This window comes from Arenibacter aquaticus, from assembly GCF_003957295.1.
Classification (GTDB): domain Bacteria; phylum Bacteroidota; class Bacteroidia; order Flavobacteriales; family Flavobacteriaceae; genus Arenibacter; species Arenibacter aquaticus.
Window position 1 is genome coordinate 244,282 of record NZ_RQPJ01000005.1, and the last position, 19,950, is coordinate 264,231.

15 protein-coding genes are annotated in these 19,950 nt (G+C 40.6%); 12 read left to right on the plus strand and 3 right to left on the minus strand.

Annotated elements, in window-relative coordinates; translation table 11 throughout:
• The coding region (locus EHW67_RS10530; protein WP_126162607.1) for a pyridoxamine 5'-phosphate oxidase family protein at positions 1-488 on the plus strand (488 nt) is incomplete at its 5' end.
• A gap of 28 nt (positions 489-516) precedes the next feature.
• On the opposite strand, the gene EHW67_RS10535 is transcribed toward EHW67_RS10530, so the two are convergent.
• A complete protein-coding gene (locus EHW67_RS10535) occupies positions 517-1,887 on the minus strand; it encodes a pyridoxal phosphate-dependent decarboxylase family protein (RefSeq protein ID WP_126162608.1) in 1,371 nt (456 codons plus the stop codon).
• An 84-nt stretch (positions 1,888-1,971) separates the two neighbouring features.
• Complete coding sequence (gene bshC / locus EHW67_RS10540; RefSeq protein ID WP_126162343.1) at positions 1,972-3,573, minus strand: bacillithiol biosynthesis cysteine-adding enzyme BshC; 1,602 nt, start codon at positions 3,571-3,573, stop codon at positions 1,972-1,974.
• 198 nt (positions 3,574-3,771) lie between these two features.
• Here bshC and EHW67_RS10545 point away from each other — a divergent pair, with 198 nt between their 5' ends.
• The 7 genes from EHW67_RS10545 (at position 3,772) to EHW67_RS10575 (ending at position 14,450) form a co-directional block, all read left to right on the plus strand.
• Positions 3,772-6,228, plus strand: coding sequence for a M14 family zinc carboxypeptidase (locus tag EHW67_RS10545; protein ID WP_126162344.1), 2,457 nt, complete (start codon positions 3,772-3,774; stop codon positions 6,226-6,228).
• Positions 6,229-6,283: 55 nt separating this feature from the next.
• Positions 6,284-6,736, plus strand: coding sequence for a DUF1569 domain-containing protein (locus EHW67_RS10550; protein WP_126162345.1), 453 nt, complete (start codon positions 6,284-6,286; stop codon positions 6,734-6,736).
• Between the two features lie 159 nt (positions 6,737-6,895).
• A complete protein-coding gene (locus EHW67_RS10555) occupies positions 6,896-8,995 on the plus strand; it encodes a beta-N-acetylhexosaminidase (RefSeq protein WP_126162346.1) in 2,100 nt (699 codons plus the stop codon).
• A 148-nt stretch (positions 8,996-9,143) separates the two neighbouring features.
• Positions 9,144-9,875: a 23S rRNA pseudouridine(2604) synthase RluF gene (gene rluF / locus EHW67_RS10560; RefSeq protein ID WP_126162347.1), complete on the plus strand. Its 732-nt coding sequence runs from the start codon at positions 9,144-9,146 to the stop codon at positions 9,873-9,875.
• Positions 9,876-9,919: 44 nt separating this feature from the next.
• Positions 9,920-11,464 (plus strand): carbon-nitrogen hydrolase family protein, encoded by a 1,545-nt coding sequence (locus tag EHW67_RS10565; RefSeq protein WP_126162609.1) that lies wholly within the window; start codon positions 9,920-9,922, stop codon positions 11,462-11,464.
• A 502-nt stretch (positions 11,465-11,966) separates the two neighbouring features.
• Positions 11,967-13,304, plus strand: coding sequence for a carboxypeptidase-like regulatory domain-containing protein (locus EHW67_RS10570; protein WP_126162348.1), 1,338 nt, complete (start codon positions 11,967-11,969; stop codon positions 13,302-13,304).
• 90 nt (positions 13,305-13,394) lie between these two features.
• Positions 13,395-14,450 (plus strand): S66 peptidase family protein, encoded by a 1,056-nt coding sequence (locus EHW67_RS10575; RefSeq protein ID WP_126162349.1) that lies wholly within the window; start codon positions 13,395-13,397, stop codon positions 14,448-14,450.
• Positions 14,451-14,546: 96 nt separating this feature from the next.
• Here the strand turns inward: EHW67_RS10575 and recQ are convergent, their stop codons facing one another.
• The gene (gene recQ / locus EHW67_RS10580; RefSeq protein ID WP_394343587.1) at positions 14,547-16,766 is read right to left on the minus strand and encodes a DNA helicase RecQ; all 2,220 of its coding nucleotides are present in this window, start codon (positions 16,764-16,766) and stop codon (positions 14,547-14,549) included.
• Positions 16,767-16,960: 194 nt separating this feature from the next.
• Here recQ and EHW67_RS10585 point away from each other — a divergent pair, with 194 nt between their 5' ends.
• The 4 genes from EHW67_RS10585 to lptB all read left to right on the plus strand — a co-directional run bounded on the left by EHW67_RS10585 (position 16,961) and on the right by lptB (position 19,905).
• On the plus strand, positions 16,961-17,926 hold the full coding sequence (locus EHW67_RS10585) for a KpsF/GutQ family sugar-phosphate isomerase (RefSeq protein WP_126162350.1): 966 nt from the start codon (positions 16,961-16,963) through the stop codon (positions 17,924-17,926).
• Positions 17,926-18,756, plus strand: a complete 831-nt coding sequence (tatC, locus tag EHW67_RS10590) for a twin-arginine translocase subunit TatC (protein WP_126162351.1) — start codon at positions 17,926-17,928, stop codon at positions 18,754-18,756. Before EHW67_RS10585 ends, tatC begins: the two co-directional genes overlap by 1 nt.
• The gene (locus EHW67_RS10595; protein WP_126162352.1) at positions 18,749-19,099 is read left to right on the plus strand and encodes a carboxymuconolactone decarboxylase family protein; all 351 of its coding nucleotides are present in this window, start codon (positions 18,749-18,751) and stop codon (positions 19,097-19,099) included. The genes tatC and EHW67_RS10595 overlap by 8 nt, the downstream gene beginning before the upstream one ends.
• 65 nt (positions 19,100-19,164) lie before the next feature.
• Positions 19,165-19,905, plus strand: a complete 741-nt coding sequence (gene lptB, locus EHW67_RS10600) for an LPS export ABC transporter ATP-binding protein (RefSeq protein ID WP_126162353.1) — start codon at positions 19,165-19,167, stop codon at positions 19,903-19,905.
• Positions 19,906-19,950: the final 45 nt, after the last annotated feature.

Here is a 19,950-nt window from a genome sequence, read left to right on the forward strand (position 1 = left end):
CAGGCCATCCTTTTCGGTTCTTCACTTTGGCAACCGTTGGCCTGGATCAGGTAGCCAGATTGCGTACCGTGGTGTTACGCCATGTTTCAGAAGACTTAAAACTTACATTCTATACAGACAGGCGCTCAAAAAAAATTACCCATATTAAAGAAAACAAAAGGGTAAGTCTACTAATGTACCATCCAACCAAAATGTTTCAGATAAAGATTCTGGGAACAGCTACCTACAAGGATGATGAGGACACCAAGAAAAAGTACTATGAGCAGCTAGACCCCAAGGCAAAAAGACAATACACCACCAGCAGATCTCCTGGCAGCAACCTTATTCATCCAGACCATCTGGAATACCTAAATGAGGAAAACCATTTTTGCACGGTAGAGATCACTCCCTACAAAATAGAATTCCTAAAGTTGAGCCAACCCCATCACACTAGGGTGCGCTTTTCTAAAGTGGGCGCAGAATGGGAGAGTGAATATTTGGTACCATAACACCTATCACCTTCCCTTATTATCCACTTTATTTCATTGAGTCCAAGATCATTTCAATATCCTTTTCTGTAGTATCCGGGTTAATAAAACAGAAGCGGGCAACCGTTTCATAAACACCCTCGTTCTTATACTTGGTAGGGGTTACCAAGGCAAAACCCTCCCTATGGTTTTTATAGGTCCAATTGGTATACTCCTCTGGAGACCATCCCTTTCTCCTAAACAGCACACAAGAAAGACTGGGCTCCCTGACCAACTCCACACAGGGGTGGTCCTGTATTATGGATGCTGCAGAATTTGCCAAGGCTATACCTTGGTCCACTGCCCATGAATATTTATCTGTACCATGCATGGCCAAGGAAAACCAGAGCGGCAAACCCCTTACCCGACGCGTTAATTGAATTTGATAGTCCGAAGGATTAAAACCAACAGCCCCTTCGTCCTTAAAAATATCCAAATAAGATCCTTCCTGAGAATGGGCCTCCTTGGCCAAGTCCGGATTTTTATACAATATTGCCCCACAATCATAAGGCGAAAAAAGCCATTTGTGCGGATCAATGGTGATACTATCCGCTCTTTCTATGCCCTTAAACAAATGTCGGACAGTTTTGGAAGCTAAGGCCCCTCCCCCATAGGCCGCATCTACATGGAACCATAATTTATGGGCTTCACAGGTTTCCGCAATACCATTTAAATCATCTATTATTCCTGCATTAGTGGTGCCTCCGGTTCCTACAACAGCGAACAGCCTTTCTCTTTCTTGCTTGCCCAAGCCTTCTATTTTATTCCTTAGGGCTGCAGCCGTTAAGCGATCTTCGGTCTCCACCAAAAGCACATCACAGTCTATGACCTTGGCCATTGACTTTACAGATGAATGGGCTCCCGAAGAAGTAATTATAAGTCCTTTTCTATTTTCGTTCATGGGATTCTTGCGCCAATTTTCCCGTGCCGTGACCATGGCCGATAAATTGGCCGCAGTTCCTCCACTTGTAAAAACCCCAAAAGAACCAGAGGGCATCCCAGTTAGGGACACCAACCATTTCATGGCTTCATTTTCACAGAAAATGCCGCCGGCACCTTCCATCCAATACGCCCCGTGAATACTAGAGGCCGAGGTCACCAAATCGAACATTACAGCAGCCCTGGTAGGTGAAGCGGGAACAAAGGCCAAATGCCGCGGATGATCAATGGGTACTGTAGCTTTAATAAGTACATCCTTAAAAAGCTGAAAGGCCTTTTCCCCTCCTATACCTTCAGGGGTTACCGTATCCCCTACCAAAGCTTTTAACTCTACTTCTCTCTTGGGCTTACCCAATTCCGGCGCTGGGTGGGTAATACGCCCAATGGCATATTTCATGACATCCAAGGTCATTTCTACCATATCAAAATCTACTTTATGCATGGACATAGGATCTGTTTTTTAGGTGTTAAAAATAAGGTTTGAAATAGTAAAGGACTCCACTCCCAATCAAGGGCAAAACCGGAGCTATTCCATTTCTATAATGGTAAAATCTCCAGAAAGGGGCTTTAAGGCCTTCATTAAGTTTGGTATCAGCCGCTGACCATACTCCAAATAAAGCTCGGAAAAATTAAGGTTTCGCTCTTGTAGGGATTGGCCGGGAAAAAGCTGATTCTGAATATCGGTCATTCTTGACACTTGGTCCCTAAGCTTTCTTTTTTGCGCTTTCAACAGTCTTTTTTCCAGTTTATCCAAACCTTTTAACTGCTTAACCTCCTGAGCTTTTACAGCCCCTAAAAAAGATGCGTCTGTTTGGGATGCCAACTCATATAAATCCTTGAACTGATCTGTTAAACACTTTCTTTGCGCAGACAAATCTATATCGATATTGGAAATTTCCCGAATCTTTTTATTAATAAAACTGCTTTGTTTCAAAAAAAGATCGGATAACCCAATATTCATTTTCTGAAGTTTCTCCTTCTGCTTTCCTGTTATCACCAAGGCCGAATTTCGCAATAACAGAACTGGAAAAGCCACTTTCATTGCCATAAACATTTCCTTCAATTGCAACCAATAGGCCAATTCGCCACCACCGCCAATATAGCAAAGGTTTGGAAGAATAACTTCCTGATATAGCGGCCTGGTCACAACATTTGGAGAAAAACGTTCCGGGTGTTTTGCCAACTCATCCAGTATAGCCTCCTTACTAAAAGATATATTGGTGTCGTTTACATAATACATACCATCCCGCTCTACTATACGTTCACGGACTCCATCTATCAAATAGAAATAATTTATCTCCCTAGGATTCACCTGAATACCATAGTTTTCGGATAAGGTTTGAAGTTGACCAATAGTAGAGGAAACATTTTTAAACGACTTGTTTTCCAACAAATCTTTCTCTACATAGGGAACCAGCAACTGCTTTAGCTCAGGATTGTTCCCATCCAAAATCACCAAACCGTATTCCCCAAATAATTCGTTGGCCAAATACCGAGTAGCCTCTGTAAGATTATCGTGTTCCAGATAAGCCTTTTTAAACAATTCCCTTAACCTATTGGCATTGACACTATTCCCCATTTCATTGGAAAAAGCATCATAAATAGCCTCCAAACCATCTGTAGACAAAGGACCTACTGCCCCAGAAACCTCCTTGTTCCATTGCAATTTTTTACCCTTGTAATTAAAATAATTTATCTCATCAAAATCGTGATCCTCTGTCGCCATCCAATATATGGGCACAAAATTACTCTCCGGGTTGGAAAATTTAAGCTGTTTGGTGAGATTAATGGTCGATATAATTTTGTACAAAAAATATAAGGGCCCAGTAAATAAATTTAATTGATGCCCCGTTACCACGGTAAAAGTAGAGGATTCCTGCAGTAGGGAAATATTTACTTTTGTATTCCCGGACATCTGAATCCCTTTATACTGATCCCCAAGCACTGTGTACAAAACCTTTCTATGGGTGTCTGGAAAACTTTGCTTAACCGCTATCTGCTCTTTAAACTGTTCTATACCCGGAAGCCTTTCGTAAAAAGGTTGCAGGGAATCTTTGCCCTCTAGATAATCACAAATTAAATCTGAAAAATAACCGGTATTTTTAAAGGGTATGCTTTCAACTTCCATAAAAAATTGGTAATAGGGGCGTAAAGATAAAATTATCCCCTTTTTCTAATCCCAAAAATACGTTAAGAAGTTTAATTTTCCATTGTTCAAAAATTTTATTAGGATCCAGGATGTTGAAATTCATTGCTGCACTTTTTATCATTTCTATTATATCGTCAATATTCCTTAGATTTGATTAAAACCTAAGATTCCAGTTCTATGAAAAAATTTCTACCCGTCATTACTTTTCTTGCCAGTGCCATCGGGTTATCCCAATCCATAAAGTCCCCATCTGAATTCTTAGGTTATGAATTGGGGTCAGAGTTTAGCAGACACCATCAAGTGGTGGACTATTACTATCACCTGAAGGAAAATGCCCCCGAACGCGTTAAACTGGTGGAATACGGGAAAACCAATGAGAGAAGGCCCTTGATACTGGCCTATGTTTCCTCGGCCAAAAATATAGCCCAACTGGAATCTATAAGAACCGAGCACCTTAAAAACACTCTAGGCAAAGGCTCCCCCACCAAGGCAATAGTTTGGCTAAGCTATAACGTACACGGCAATGAGAGCGTAAGCACAGAAGCCTCAATGCAGACCATATACGAACTACTAACCAGTAAATCCTCCTATTTGGAGAATACGGTTGTTATTATAGACCCTTGTGTTAATCCGGACGGCAGGGACCGTTATGTTAACTGGTACAATCAATTTAAAAACACCCCCAACAACATAGACCCCAACAGCAAGGAACATCACGAGGGCTGGCTAAACGGCAGGAGCAATCACTATATGTTCGACCTGAATAGGGATTGGGCTTGGCTCACCCAAGTAGAGAGTCGGCAACGTATAAAAATCTATAACCAATGGCTGCCCCATATTCATGTAGATTTTCATGAGCAAGGCGTAAACAACCCTTATTATTTTGCGCCGGCGGCAGAGCCTTTTCATGAGGTTGTAACCAATTTTCAACGCGAATTCCAAGGCACTATAGGAAAAAACCATGCGAAATACTTTGACGAAAACGGCTGGTTTTACTTTACCAAAGAAGTGTTTGACCTTTTGTACCCCAGTTATGGCGACACCTACCCAACCTATAATGGGGGTATAGGCATGACCTATGAACAAGGAGGCAGTGGCCGGGCAGGACTGGGGGTCATGACCATTATTGGTGACACCCTTACCCTGCACGACCGTATTGCCCATCACCTCACTACCGGCCTATCTACTATAGAAGTAGCAACCATGAATACCAACAAATTAAACAAGGAGTTTAAAAAATTCTACCAAGAGAAAGATTACAAATACAAAAGCTATATTCTCAACGGGCAAGCAGATAAAATAAATGCGCTGACCTCCTTACTTCAGGCACATGACATTAAGTATGGATGGGCACAAGAAGGCCTGGCAAAGGGCTACCACTATGGCTCAGGTAAATTGGGCACCCTTAAGACCACGACAAATAGCCTTGTAGTCTCTACCGATCAGCCCAAAGGAACCTTGGTAAAAGTACTAATGGAACCCAAAACCAAATTAACGGATTCCCTAACCTATGACATTACCGCATGGTCCCTACCCTATGCCTATGGCCTGCAAGCCATTGCCTCCCAAAGCTTGGTTAAGACAAATCCAATTGGCCAGGACCGCATTCCCCACACCAGCCAAGGTCCACTTTCCAAAGCGGCATATGCCTTTGTCTGCGATTGGGCCAGCATGGAAGATGCCCGTTTCTTAACAGCCTTACTGAAAGATAAAATCCGGGTACGCTTTGCCCAGAAACCGTTCAGTATTGAAAGTAAAAAGTTTGACAGGGGCAGTTTGATCATTACCAAAGGGGACAACAAAAACCATAAAAATTTTATTGAAAGCTTAACGAGGATAGCTTATGAACACAAGGTAGACCTAACAGCTTCCAGTACTGGATTTGTAGACAAGGGAAAGGATTTTGGCTCCAGTTATGTTCCTTTAATTTCCGATTACAAAATAGCCATATTGTCTGGCGAACCCACCAACACATTGCAGTTTGGAGAAATATGGCATTTTTTTGAACAGCAATTGAAATATCCGGTCACCATATTGGACACAGAATATTACAATCATATAAGCTTAAGCGACTATGATATCCTTATCCTGCCCAATGGTTGGTATACAGAATTTATGAGCGAAAGTAAATTAAGTGGTTTAAAAGACTTTGTGAAAAATGGAGGAAAATTAATTGCCCTGCAAGGAGCCATCAAGGGTTTAAAAGGTGAAAATGGCTTTACCATCAAAGAAAAGAAAATAAAAACAGACAGTTTGGAAAACATACTTCCTTATGAAGAGGCCGAGCGCGAAGACATTAAGAATGCTATAACAGGTGCTATTTTTAAAGCCAAGGTAGATCCAACCCACCCTTTGGCCTACGGATATGGAGACCATTATTTCACTCTTAAATTAAGTACTAATGCGTTTGAAAAATTAACTACCGGAACTGTGGCATATTTAAACGGGGACAGCAATCCTATTTCTGGTTTTGCCGGGAGTAAAGCCAAGAAAAAAGTAGCAAACACCCTTATTTTTGGAGTAGAAGAATACGGTAATGGACAGGTTGTTTATATGGTAGACAACCCCCTTTTTAGAGGATTTTGGGAGAACGGAAAACTATTTTTCGTGAATGCCCTCTTTATGGTGCAATAAAAATAAAATATCATTTGGATAGGATATGAATAACTTACTAAACACAGTATTTTAGATGGAAAATATATTTAAGGAAGAAGTAGTTGCCAAAGTAATTGATCGCATCAACCAATTAAGTCCAAAAAGCACCCCGGAATGGGGCAAAATGAACGTAGCCCAAATGCTAGCACACTGCAACGTTCCCTATGAAATGGTCTATACCGACAAACACCCCAAACCAAAGGGACTTATGAAACTGATGCTCAAACTTTTTGTAAAAAAATCAGTAGTCAGTGAAAAACCCTATAAAAAAAATAGTAGAACTGCACCTGCATTTTTAATCATTGATGAAAGGGACTTTGAAAAAGAAAGAAAGCGACTCATAGACCACCTAAAAAAAACACAGGAACTTGGGGAAGCGCACTTCCACAACAAGGAGTCACATTCCTTTGGCCCCCTCACCAAAGAAGAATGGAACAATCTCTTTTACAAACACCTTAACCACCATTTGGTACAATTTAGGGTATAGGCACGATAACCAATAAGCAAACCCCTCCCTTGATATCCCTCCCCCAACCACAATCCCTGAATTGTTCAAAAAAAATATTATCAATGTGAATAATATTCAATATTTTTGCCAATTACTAAAACTAACATCATCAAAACATTAGAATTAAAACCAACCTTTATGAAAAACATTACAGGTCTTTATCTTTTGGTATTCTCCTTCCTACTTTTCTCTTGTTCCCAGAAAGAGTATAAGATGGGCGACTTTAAATTATTGCCCCAACCACAGCAGTACAGTATAACGGGAGTGAGTGCTATAACCCATAATGAAACTTTTAAGGTAGACAGCCAAGCGAAAGATCAGCTACCTATTATTAACAAGGAGGTATTGGATATTAATCCTGACCAAGGTAAGATTTCCATTTCCTATGCCGTAGACAACCAATTGGACACTCCTGCCGAAGGCTACTCCCTAGCCATTTCCGACCGCGAAATTAAAATAACCGCAAAGGATGACCAAGGGTTGTTCTATGCTTTCAAAACACTGGAACAAATTGTTCAGGATGCCAAGGACCAAAAGGTGAACCTACCGCTTTGCCAAATAAAGGATTTCCCACTATTATCGTATAGATCGGTACATTTGGACGTGAAACATCATTTGGAAAAGACGTCCTATTATTACCAATTATTGGATAAACTGGCCAGCTATAAAATTAATGGCATTATCCTGGAAATAGAAGACAAACTAAAATTTAAACGACAACCAGTAATTGCTTCTGAGGACGCACTAAGTATAGAGGAATGGAAACAAATAAGTGAATATGCCAAGGAACGCCATATAGAGATAAGCCCATTGGTACAAGGTTTGGGACACGCCTCTTTTATCCTAAAACACCCCGAATACAAAGAACTACGGGACAATGTTGAGAGTGATTGGGCATTTAATCCCTTGGACCCAAAAACCTATGAGGTGCAGTTTGACCTTTATTTGGATGCCATGGAAGCCTTCCCTTACGGAAAATACCTGCATGTTGGGGGTGACGAGGTGCACACTACAGCTAGAGGAAGTAAAGAATCACCATTAAAACTTCAATTAATGTGGCTGAACAAGGTTGCCAATTTTGCTGAGGAACATGGAAAAACACCTATTTTTTGGGATGATATGCCGTTAAAACAGGCCGATGTTTATGCTCCAATGTTCAAAAAAGAAATGACGGAAGAAGAAGTGGATCGGATATGGGCCAATAATGAGCACAAGCTATTGGAGTTTCTGGACATTTTCCCCAGAAACTGTATTTATATGAGGTGGAATTACGAATCGCCACAGGCAGTAGGAAATATTAAGGCCATGAAATGGTTTACAGACCATGGTATGGAGGTTATGGGAGCCACTGCGGGCCAGACCAGATGGGTATTGATGCCACAGGAAGAAAGTAATATGGAAAACATTAAATCTTTCGCCCTAAGTTCTATAGAAAGTGGGCTCAAAGGGTTACTGCTCACCTTATGGGATGACGACTCCCCACATTTTGAGTTATATATGCGCGGTATATTAGCCTTTGCAGAGTACTCATGGGCTGGTGACAAACGAAGTAAGGATGAGATTAAATCGGCCTTTAGACAACGACAATATGGTTATACCATGGCCGAAGAAAAAAATGCCTTCATTACGAAATTGGAAAAACCAGTGGCTTTTTGGAAAAATGCACTGCTAAAGAAGAACCAACGTAACTTTCTACATACAATAAACAATCCCCTGGAAGAAGCTGTAATCAATTTTCCGGACAAAGACAATACTGGTGCCTGGACTTTGGAGCATGAGGCACGACTTAAGAAAGCCAGCCAAGTATTGAAGACAACAGATAGTATTGCCCAGGCAATAGCAGATGCCCGATCTATAGCCTTGAGAAATGACCACAACCTACAGGTCTACGAGCAGGTAAACAAGCTGGCACAATATAGTCCAAAGATATTACTGACACTCAAAGAATATGACCTGGCTGATAATAGGGAAGAAATAACTGCTGCAGCCGGCAAATTAAAAGATCTGGAATCTGAATTCAACACCATTAGAAAAGAATTGGAGACAGTATATGGCAAAACCCGTATTTTAAACAAACCGGATAATTATATTTTGGATCAGGACCACCATGTGCACCTGGCCAATCAGACCAAAAATTTCGACTGGCAATTTTACGCCGAAATGCTGTTTTTTGAAAAACTTAATAATGAAATGGCGAAGGAAGTTTATATGGAAAATGCCGACCCGCTTAAAAAATAGCTCTTGTCCTCAGAATCCAAGGTCGTATATAAATGGTGTAAACATGGCAGCGGAAATATCTTCTGCCAATGTTTACCAACCTAGTGTTTATTTAAGTATATTTCGGTCCTAAAAACCATTATTAAAAACAGGGAAAAGGAGCGCGTATATGAAAGAGAAAGATGCCACCCGGATAAACAAATTTTTAAGTGAAATGGGGTATTGTTCGCGTAGGGCTGCGGACAAACTTATTGAACAGGGCAGGGTTACCATCAACGGAAAAGTTCCTGAAATGGGCACCAAAATCACTGTAGACGACGAGGTCCACGTAGACGGAAAACTTATTTCTGAAGCAAGGGAGAAACCTATATATATTGCTTTTAACAAACCTATAGGCATAGTATGCACCACGGATACAAGGGTAGAAAAAGACAATATTATAGATTACATTAACTACCCCAGTCGTATTTTTCCTATTGGAAGATTGGACAAACCCAGTGAAGGCTTAATCCTCTTGACCAATGACGGGGATATTGTGAACAAAATCCTAAGGGCCAGAAATAAGCACCAAAAAGAATATATTGTTAAAGTAGACAAGCCCATTACCAAGACCTTTCTTGATAAAATGAGCAATGGGGTCCCTATATTGGATCGTGTAACCCGAAAATGTGAAATAGAGAAGATTAGCACCTATCAATTTAAAATAGTCCTAACCCAAGGACTTAACCGTCAAATTAGGAGAATGTGCGAATATCTTGGCTATGAAGTAATGGCCCTTAAGCGTATCAGAATTATGAACATATCCTTGGATGTACCTGTTGGAAAATGGCGGTATTTATCCAAAGAAGAATTGAGAGAAATAAATGAAATGATCTCAGGTTCCTCTAAGACCCACAATTAGCATTTACCCATTATTCACCTCTTACTAATCCCAACAGCATGGCCATGAAGATGGAAGATATAGAAAATATTGAGTTGTTGTATTTGAACGTGGACGACTATCAAGAGCTTAAAACAGCCATGATAGCCTCGTATACCTCAATGCCCGATGCCTATTGGAGGGAGCACCAGATAGACAACTTAATCTCCAAATTCCCAGAGGGCCAAGTGGTAATTAAAGTAAACAACCATATTGCAGGTTGCGCCCTATCCATCATAGTAGATTACGAAAAGTTTGAAGACAACCATACCTATCAAAAAATAACCGGTAACTACACCTTCAATACCCACACACCGGATGGCGATATGCTTTACGGCATAGAAGTTTTTATAAAACCGGAATTTAGGGGGATGCGACTGGGCAGAAGGCTGTACGATTACAGAAAGGACCTTTGCGAGCGCTTAAATCTAAAAGGCGTTGCTTTTGGTGGCAGAATTCCCAACTACCACAAATACAAAGACAGTATATCCCCTAAAGCCTATATAGAAAAAGTTAAGCGCAAGGAAATAAATGACCCCGTACTTAATTTTCAAATATCCAACGATTTTCACCCCAGTAAAATCTTAAAAAACTACTTGGAAGGAGACGCCGCTTCTGACGACTATGCGGTGCTTTTGGAATGGGACAACATCTATTACGAAAAGAAAAACAAAAAGGCCAGTGTTATTAAAAAAGTGGTTCGTGTTGGATTAATTCAATGGCAGATGCGACCCTATAAAAATTTGGACGATGTACTGCAACAGGCAGAGTACTTTGTAGATGCCGTATCGGGCTATAGATCGGATTTTGCCCTCTTTCCTGAATTCTTCAACGCCCCTCTCATGGCAGAGAACAATCATTTATCAGAGCCCGCAGCCATAAGGGAACTGGCCAAACACACGACAACCATAGTACAGCGGTTCTCCGAATTGGCCATTACATACAACATTAACATTATTACAGGAAGCATGCCAGAGGTAAAGGATGGCAGCCTGTATAATGTTGGGTATATCTGTAAGAGGGACGGTACCAAAGAGCGTTACGAAAAACTCCACGTAACCCCGGATGAAGCCAAGGTTTGGGGACTTCAGGGAGGCTCTGAATTAAAAGTATTTGATACAGATTGCGGAAAAATAGGAGTACTAATCTGCTACGATTCCGAATTCCCGGAACTCAGTAGATTATTGGCCGATGAGGGAATGGACATCTTGTTTGTCCCCTACTTGACAGATACCCAAAATGGCTTTTCAAGGGTCAGGAACTGTGCTCAGGCCAGGGCCATAGAGAATGAATGCTATGTAGCCATTGCCGGAAGTGTGGGCAATTTGCCAAAAGTACATAATATGGACATTCAATATGCCCAATCTATGGTATTCACCCCTTGTGATTTTGCCTTCCCCGCCAATGGCATTAAAGCAGAGGCCACGCCCAATACCGAAATGATACTGATCGTTGATCTGGACATAGATTTACTTAGGGAACTAAACCAATTTGGAAGCGTTAGAAACCTAAAGGATAGAAGAACCGATATTTTTGAAGTAAGACGCAAAGACGGTAAAACAAAAAATTAACCTAAGTTCCCTGCGGTACAATAAGACATTAATCCATAGCGAAAAGCACGGCAGCTAAATACCGCCCATACTCCCATAGATAAAATAATAATCTGCACCCCAACAGCCTAATTTCCTACGGCGTTAAAGCCAATGGAGTCTAGAACGATCTTCATATCCTTTCTATCCCCAAACCTAGGAGATCTCTACTTTTACGATCCCACCAATTTACCCCCTTCCCCTCAACAACTGACTGAAATAAAGCATTTTACACCCTACCAACAATAATCAAAAAGCCCCAAAGCACCCATAAAAGAAGCATAGCACTAAAAAATTTAAACAAAATTTTAATAGACTATATCACTTAAAATCACTAACTTAGGAAGAGAATCGTTCATTGACAGCTTTATTTTCATCTATGCAGAAGGAGACTTGCACGCATAGAAAAATACAATTGAAATTTATTGGAAATTTCCCCCGACATCAAAAGCAATGGACGATAATAACTAATAAATTATAGCGTATGAAATTCAATAATATTCATTTCACAAAAAAATCCCTTATGACGGCTTTCTTGCTTTTGTCGTTCATTGGGGTTACAGAGACCGCAACGGCCTCTTACCTTTACCAAGATTTGCAGGAGCAACAAGAATCCTATAAGCAATATCAAGGAAAAATTGTAGACAGCGAAACCAATAAACCTTTGGTCTTTGCCACACTTTCCATTGAAAACACCAATATCAGTACCGTTAGCAATACCGAGGGTGAATTTTCTTTAAAGGTCCCCAATGACATGGCCCAGGGCAATGTTATGATTTCCTTTTTGGGCTATGAGACCAAGTCCATTCCTCTAAACCAATTACAGGAAGACAAGAATAAGATAGCTCTAGAAACTTCCTATACGGAATTGTCCGAGGTGAACATAGCAGCACCCAAAGACGCCAAAGCTTTGGTACAGGAAACATTGCTTAGGAAAGGTGACAATTATTTTGACGACCCTACTCTAATGACCGCTTTTTACCGAGAGACCATTAAAAAAAGAAGGAAAAATGTATCCCTATCGGAAGCCGTGGTAAACATATACAAATCACCTTACAACACAGACCGCAGGGATGCCTTGCAGCTATATAAGGCGCGCAAAAGTACAGATTACAGTAAATTGGACACTTTGGCCATAAAATTACAGGGAGGCCCCTTTAATACACTTTTTGTGGACATGATAAAATACCCCCAATATATCTTTACAGAAGAAACCTTTGAGGATTATGACTTTAGTTTTGAAAACTCTACCAAGGTCAATAATCGACTCATTTTTGTCATCAATTTTAAACAAAAGGAATATATTACAGACCCTTTATACCAAGGAAAACTATATATTGATCCAGACAACAAAATCCTGACCAGTGCCATATATACCCTAAACATAACCAATCGCGAGAAAGCCTCCAAAATGTTTGTACGAAAAAAACCGGCCAATGCCAATGTATGGCCAACAAATATTGCATACCGGGTAGACTATAGGGAAAGAAATGGCAAATGGTACTATGGTTATAGCAATGTACAATTGGAATTCAAAATAAACTGGGATAAAAGACTTTTCAATTCTGTCTATAGTATGACCTGTGAAATGGCCATAACAGACTGGGAAAAGAACATAGACGGAACTACCCCTAGGTTTAAGGATCGTATTAAATCATCCATAATATTGGAAGATGAAGCTGTAGGCTTCTCGGACCCGGATTTCTGGGGAGAATACAATATCATTGAACCGGAAAAATCCATAGAGTCTGCCATAAAGAAAATCCAAAGACAATTAAGAAGAGCCAAATCCAAAGATGACGGTACATCTTTGGGCATGTAATGCAGTAGACCCATAATTTTAAAGTCCGCCTATTTTAAGGCGGATTTTTTTTGTGCTATTTTTAGGCCATTAAACACAATACAAGCTCTAATGAACAATAGGCGAAAGTTTTTTCAGACCGCGCTCGGGGCCAGTATGGCCGCACTAGTCCCTTCAACCCTTCTTGGAAGCCCTCTTAAAACAGACTATCTCACGGATGTGATAAAGGCAAGAGCGTTAAAGAAAGGGGATACCATAGGATTGGTTGCCCCAGGTTACGCCATTAAGCCCGAAATATTGGAAGAGGCAAAACACACCCTTAAAAATATGGGCTTTAAACCTGTGCACACCAACCGAATACTAAAAAACCATGGATACTTCAGCAATACCGACCAAGAAAGGGTGGCCGATTTACATGAAATGTTTGCCAATAAAAAAATAGATGCTATTCTTTGTGCCAGGGGTGGCTATGGGTGCACTAGGATTATGCATATGATAGACTACGACCTAATTAGAAAAAACCCCAAGATATTTATAGGCTTTAGCGATATTACTGCTCTGCTCAATGGCATTTATCAAGAAACCGGATTGGTTACCTTTCACGGTCCGGTAGGAAGCACTATAAATGACCCCTACAGCATTAACCAGCTTCAAAATGTGGTAATGAAAACAAAAAGGATACCTACCATTACCAATATAGGTATCACACAACAGGAGGAATATTACAAACCAGAGTTTGAACGCTATAGCATAACCCCAGGCACAGCCAATGGCAAATTAATAGGTGGTAGTTTAACCTTGGTAGCCTCCTTGATGGGCACTGCCCATGAACCGGATTTTACAAACGCCCTAGTTTTTCTTGAAGACATAGAGGAAGCCCCCTACCGAATAGACAGGATGTTGACACAGTTGATACAGGGAAAGACCTTTAAAAATGCTGCCGGATTGATCTTGGGTGTTTTTAAAGGGTGCGACAGTGAGCCAGACCCCTCAACATTTACCCTAAAAGAGGTTATAATGGACAGAATAAAGCCACTGGGAATACCAGCCGCTTACGGTATGACCTTTGGCCATATTGAAAACAATTTCACCCTTCCAATTGGGATAAACGCCCAATTTGATGCCAATAAAATGACATTAAAACTGTTGGAAAAGGCGGTACGATAAAGAAAGTCAAACAACCTCGCAGCCCTTTTACAAGATATAAAATAAGGCCCCTAGACAATGTATGTCAGGGGCCTTATTTATACTCTTTAATCCTATTTAATTGGCCACCTCACTAATAAATTTTAATCGGTACAGCCTAAGTTCCTCATCTTCGTATTCACCATCAAATTCCTTTAGCGCCACTTCCAAATCGTCTGTATGCGCCTCTAAAAAGTATTCATGGATTTCCTCTTGCTGATCATCATCCAAAATTTCATCTACCCAATAAGCAATGTTCAATTTGGTCCCACTAAAAACAATCTGCTCCATTTCCTTAATCAAATCGGGTAATTCCAATCCTTTGGCAGAGGCAATGTCATCCAGTGGCAATTTTCTGTCTACATTTTGAATTATGTATAATTTTAAAGAAGAATTGGCACCAGTACTTTTTACGACAAGGTCCTCTGGTCTTAATATATCATTCTCCTCCACATAAGTCGCTATAAGTTTTACAAATGGCTTCCCGTACTTTTTGGCTTTCCCTTCACCAACTCCATAAATATTTACCAGTTCCTCTATAGATATTGGGTATTTCAAGGCCATATCCTGCAAGGAGGGATCTTGAAAGACCACAAATGGGGGAACCCCAAGTTTATGGGCTTCCTTCTTTCTCAAGTCCTTTAATTGTTTTAACAACTTCTCATCTGCCACCCCGCCAGCGGATTTTGCTGCACTAACAATGGCATCGTCGGTTTGTTTGTTGTAAACATGGTCAATGGTCATCATAAAGGAATTTGGGGTCTCCAAAAACTCTTTGCCCTTTGGGGTTACATGCAATATCCCGTATTGTTCAATTTCCTTTTTAAGCAATCCCGCCACCAGCGTTTGCCTGATCAATGCCATCCAATACGCCTTATCCCTATCCTTTCCGATCCCAAAAAATTCCTTTTCATCGGTCTTATGTGAAGAAATTAAGGCATTTACCTTCCCGATAAGGGTCAGGACTATTTCTTTGGATTTAAATTTTTCGCTTGTGCCGGATATTACTTTGATCAGCTTAACCACATTATCCTTTGCCTCTTGCTTCTCCTTGGGGTTTCTGGTGTTGTCATCCATATCGGCACCCTCCCCGTTCTTTTCGTCAAATTCCTCTCCAAAATAGTGTAGGATAAATTTTCTTCGTGACATGGAAGTCTCTGCATAACCCACAATTTCCTGCAACAGGGCGTTTCCTATCTCCTGTTCGGCAACGGGCTTTCCAGACATAAACTTTTCCAGTTTTTCCACGTCCTTATAAGAGTAAAAAGCCAAACAATGACCCTCTCCCCCATCTCTACCGGCCCTTCCCGTTTCTTGGTAGTAGCTCTCAATACTTTTAGGAATATCATGGTGAATAACAAAACGTACGTCTGGCTTATCTATCCCCATTCCAAATGCAATGGTCGCTACCACCACATCCACGTCTTCCATCAAAAACATATCCTGATGCTTGGATCTGGTCTTACCATCCAATCCGGCATGATAGGGCACTGCACTAACACCATTTACCTGTAATACTTGGGCCAACTCCTCTACCCGCTTTCTACTTAAGCAATAAATAATACCCGATTTCCCAAGGTTTTGTTTGATAAACCGAATAATATCGCCATCTACATTTTGGGTTTTGGGCCTTACCTCATAGAACAAGTTGGGGCGGTTAAAACTGGCTTTGAACACTTGGGCATCACCAATTCCCAAGTTTTTAATAATATCTTCCTGTACCTTGGGAGTGGCTGTGGCCGTAAGGGCAATCAATGGTATACCATCTCCCAACCTACTTACAATAGACCTTAAATTACGGTATTCAGGTCTAAAATCATGTCCCCATTCCGATATACAGTGTGCCTCATCTACCGCCACAAAGGATATTTTTTGTTCCTGTAAAAAGTCCACGTATTCCTCCTTGGTCAGCGATTCGGGAGCAACGTACAACAACTTTGTAACACCACTGGCCACATCGCTCTTCACCTGTCTAATCTCTGTTTTGGTCAAGGACGAATTTAATACATGCGCCACACCAATTTCATTGGACAAACCTCTTATGGCGTCTACCTGATTCTTCATCAAGGCTATCAATGGCGATACCACTATAGCCGTTCCTTCCTGCATTAATGCCGGTAGTTGATAACAAAGTGATTTCCCCCCTCCGGTGGGCATAATCACAAAGGTATTGTTCCCTTGTACAATATTCTTAACTACTTTTTCCTGTAAACCTTTGAATTGAGAAAATCCAAAATACTTTTTTAGAGAGGCATGCAAATCAATCCCATCTATACTACCCATACCGTTCTTCACCATTATTAAATTGTATTTATTGGCAATAATTTAAAACCAAATTCCTTAAGATAAGGAATTTTTATATTTTTAAATAGTAATTATTGCAAATAAATTTGTTCCAACATAAAATATTCTATAAACTTAAGTTTATGTAATTTTGCAGAATAAATATAAGACTTTCTTTTAGGAAAATCATCACTTAATTTTAAATTACTTTGAGCGATACCAAAGCTATATTGGCCATAGCGAAGAAAACTATTGAAACTGAGGCCGAAGCAATACTGCATTTAAGCTCTCTCTTAAATGACGATTTTGCCAATACCGTGGAGTGCATAAGACAATCTAAAGGAAGGGTTATCATATCGGGCATTGGAAAAAGTGCCATTATAGCTTCCAAGATTGTGGCAACCCTAAACTCTACGGGCACCCCCTCCATATTTATGCATGCTGCGGATGCCATCCACGGGGATTTAGGTACGGTGCAGAAAGACGATGTGGTTATCTGCATTTCCAAAAGTGGGAATACCGCAGAGATAAAGATGTTGGTCCCCTTGATAAAGCGCGGTAAGAACAAATTGATTGGCATGACCGGAAGCCCCGATTCTTTTTTGGCTTCACAGGCCGACTACCTATTAAACACCCATGTAAAAAAAGAGGCCTGTCCCAACAATTTGGCCCCCACTACCAGCACCACTGCCCAATTGGTCATTGGTGACGCCCTTGCCATTTGTTTATTGGAACTTAAAGGCTTCAGCAGCAAGGATTTTGCCAAATACCATCCCGGCGGTTCCTTGGGCAAAAAATTATATTTAAGAGTGGGCGACATCGCAAATTATAATGAAATACCCCAGGTACATTCCAGTAGTGACGTAAAAACCGTCATCTTGGAAATCTCCGAAAAAATGTTGGGCGCAACCGCGGTGATCGAAGACAATAAGATAGCCGGAATCATAACAGACGGTGACATTAGGCGAATGCTCAATAAATACGACAACATCAATGGATTAACTGCTAAGGACATTATGAGCCCCAGTCCAAAAACCATTGCCGAAGATGTCTTGGCCGTTAAAGCACTGCAATTAATGCAGTCTAAGAATATTTCACAATTATTGGTTGTGAAGGGCGACAATTACAAAGGAATAGTACATTTACATAATTTAATAAAAGAAGGCATATTATAATGACAAAAAAAATAAAGACACCTGATGAAATGTCTTTCCTAGACCATTTGGAAGAACTTAGATGGCATTTAATCCGATCAACCTTAGCTATAGTTATTATTGGGAGTGTGGCCTTTTTACTGAAAGGCTTTATTTTTGATGTGGTTATTTTTGGGCCCATGATGCCCGATTTTCCAACCTATCATGTATTCTGCGACTTTTCCAAGCTATTGGGATTCAGTGAGGCCTTTTGTAATACCGAACCCCAGTTTACGGTACAAAGTAGGCAGATGTCCGAGCAATTTTCGGCCCATATCTGGACCTCCATTTGGGCAGGATTCATCATAGGATTTCCTTATGTACTGTATGAATTGTGGAAATTTATTGCCCCAGGACTGTATGACAACGAACGGCAGAACGCCAAGGGCTTTATCTTTATAGCCTCTTCCCTCTTTTTTATGGGTGTTTTATTTGGATACTACGTAGTTGCACCTTTATCCATAAACTTCCTTGGGAGCTATTCAATTAGTGAATCCGTAGTAAGGGAAATAGATTTGCTTTCCTACATCTCTACGGTACGTGCCGCAGTAATAGCCTGTGGACTCATATTTGAATTGCCCATAATTGTCTATTTCTTGACCAAAATAGGTTTGGTAACCCCGGAGGTGCTACGTAAGTACAGAAAAATATCATTGGTTGTGGTCCTGATCCTATCTGCTGTAATTACCCCTCCAGATGTGGCCAGTCAGATTATTGTTGCGGTTCCTATCCTTATTTTATATCAAATAAGTATTTATATCTCCAAGATAGTCTTAAAGAGAGAAGCTAAAAAACAGAAAAAGAATGTCTAATCAAGTTAAGGAATTCAATGACTATAGGGCCAAAATGAATGAAAAGATTTTGGCCGACAACAACAAGGTCATAAAAAGAATATTTAATCTGGATACCAATGCCTATTCGGCAGGGGCCTTGGATGTAAAGACCAAGGAACTATTGGGACTGGTGGCCTCGGCAGTACTTCGGTGTGACGATTGTGTAAAATACCACCTGGAAAGCTCTTATAACGAAGGGGCCACCAAGGAGGAAGTCATGGAAACACTAAGTATAGCTACTCTTGTGGGCGGCACCATAGTAGTACCCCACCTAAGAAGGGCCTATGAATATTGGGAAGAATTGGAAAAGCAGGAAGGTTAAAAAAACTACAATATCTTTCTCTAAACTAATTTAAGGTTTAGTTTTGGGGTATAGCACAGGATACTATGAAGTTAAGAGCAGAGAATATAATGAAGTCCTATAGAGGGCGACAGGTGGTCAAAGGTATTTCACTGGAGGTAAACCAAGGTGAGATAGTTGGTCTTTTGGGTCCCAATGGTGCCGGAAAAACCACCTCCTTCTATATGATTGTGGGATTGATTAAACCCAATGGCGGTAATATCTTTCTTGACCAGATGGAAATCACTAAATTTCCAATGTACAAAAGAGCCCAAAACGGTATCGGCTATTTGGCTCAGGAGGCCTCCGTTTTTAGAAAATTGAGTATCGAAAAAAATATTCTCAGTGTTTTGCAGCTTACCAAGCTCAGTAAAAAAGAGCAATTGATGAAAATGGAATCCCTGATTGAAGAATTTGGGCTAGGCCATATTCGCAAGAACCGAGGTGATCTATTGTCTGGGGGAGAAAGAAGAAGAACCGAAATTGCCAGGGCATTGGCAACTGACCCCAAGTTCATTCTATTGGACGAGCCCTTTGCCGGGGTAGACCCCGTGGCAGTAGAAGATATTCAACGGATCGTAGCCCAACTTAAAAATAAAAATATCGGTATACTTATTACCGACCATAATGTTCAGGAAACATTGGCCATAACAGAGCGTTCCTATCTTATGTTTGAAGGGGGCATCTTAAAATCTGGGATACCAGAGGATTTGGCTGCAGACGAAATGGTGCGAAAGGTATATCTTGGCCAAAATTTTGAACTTCGCAAAAAGAAATTGGATTTCTAAAGGCCATACCATTCCCTTGTTCTAATAAAGAAATCACTTGCTTTA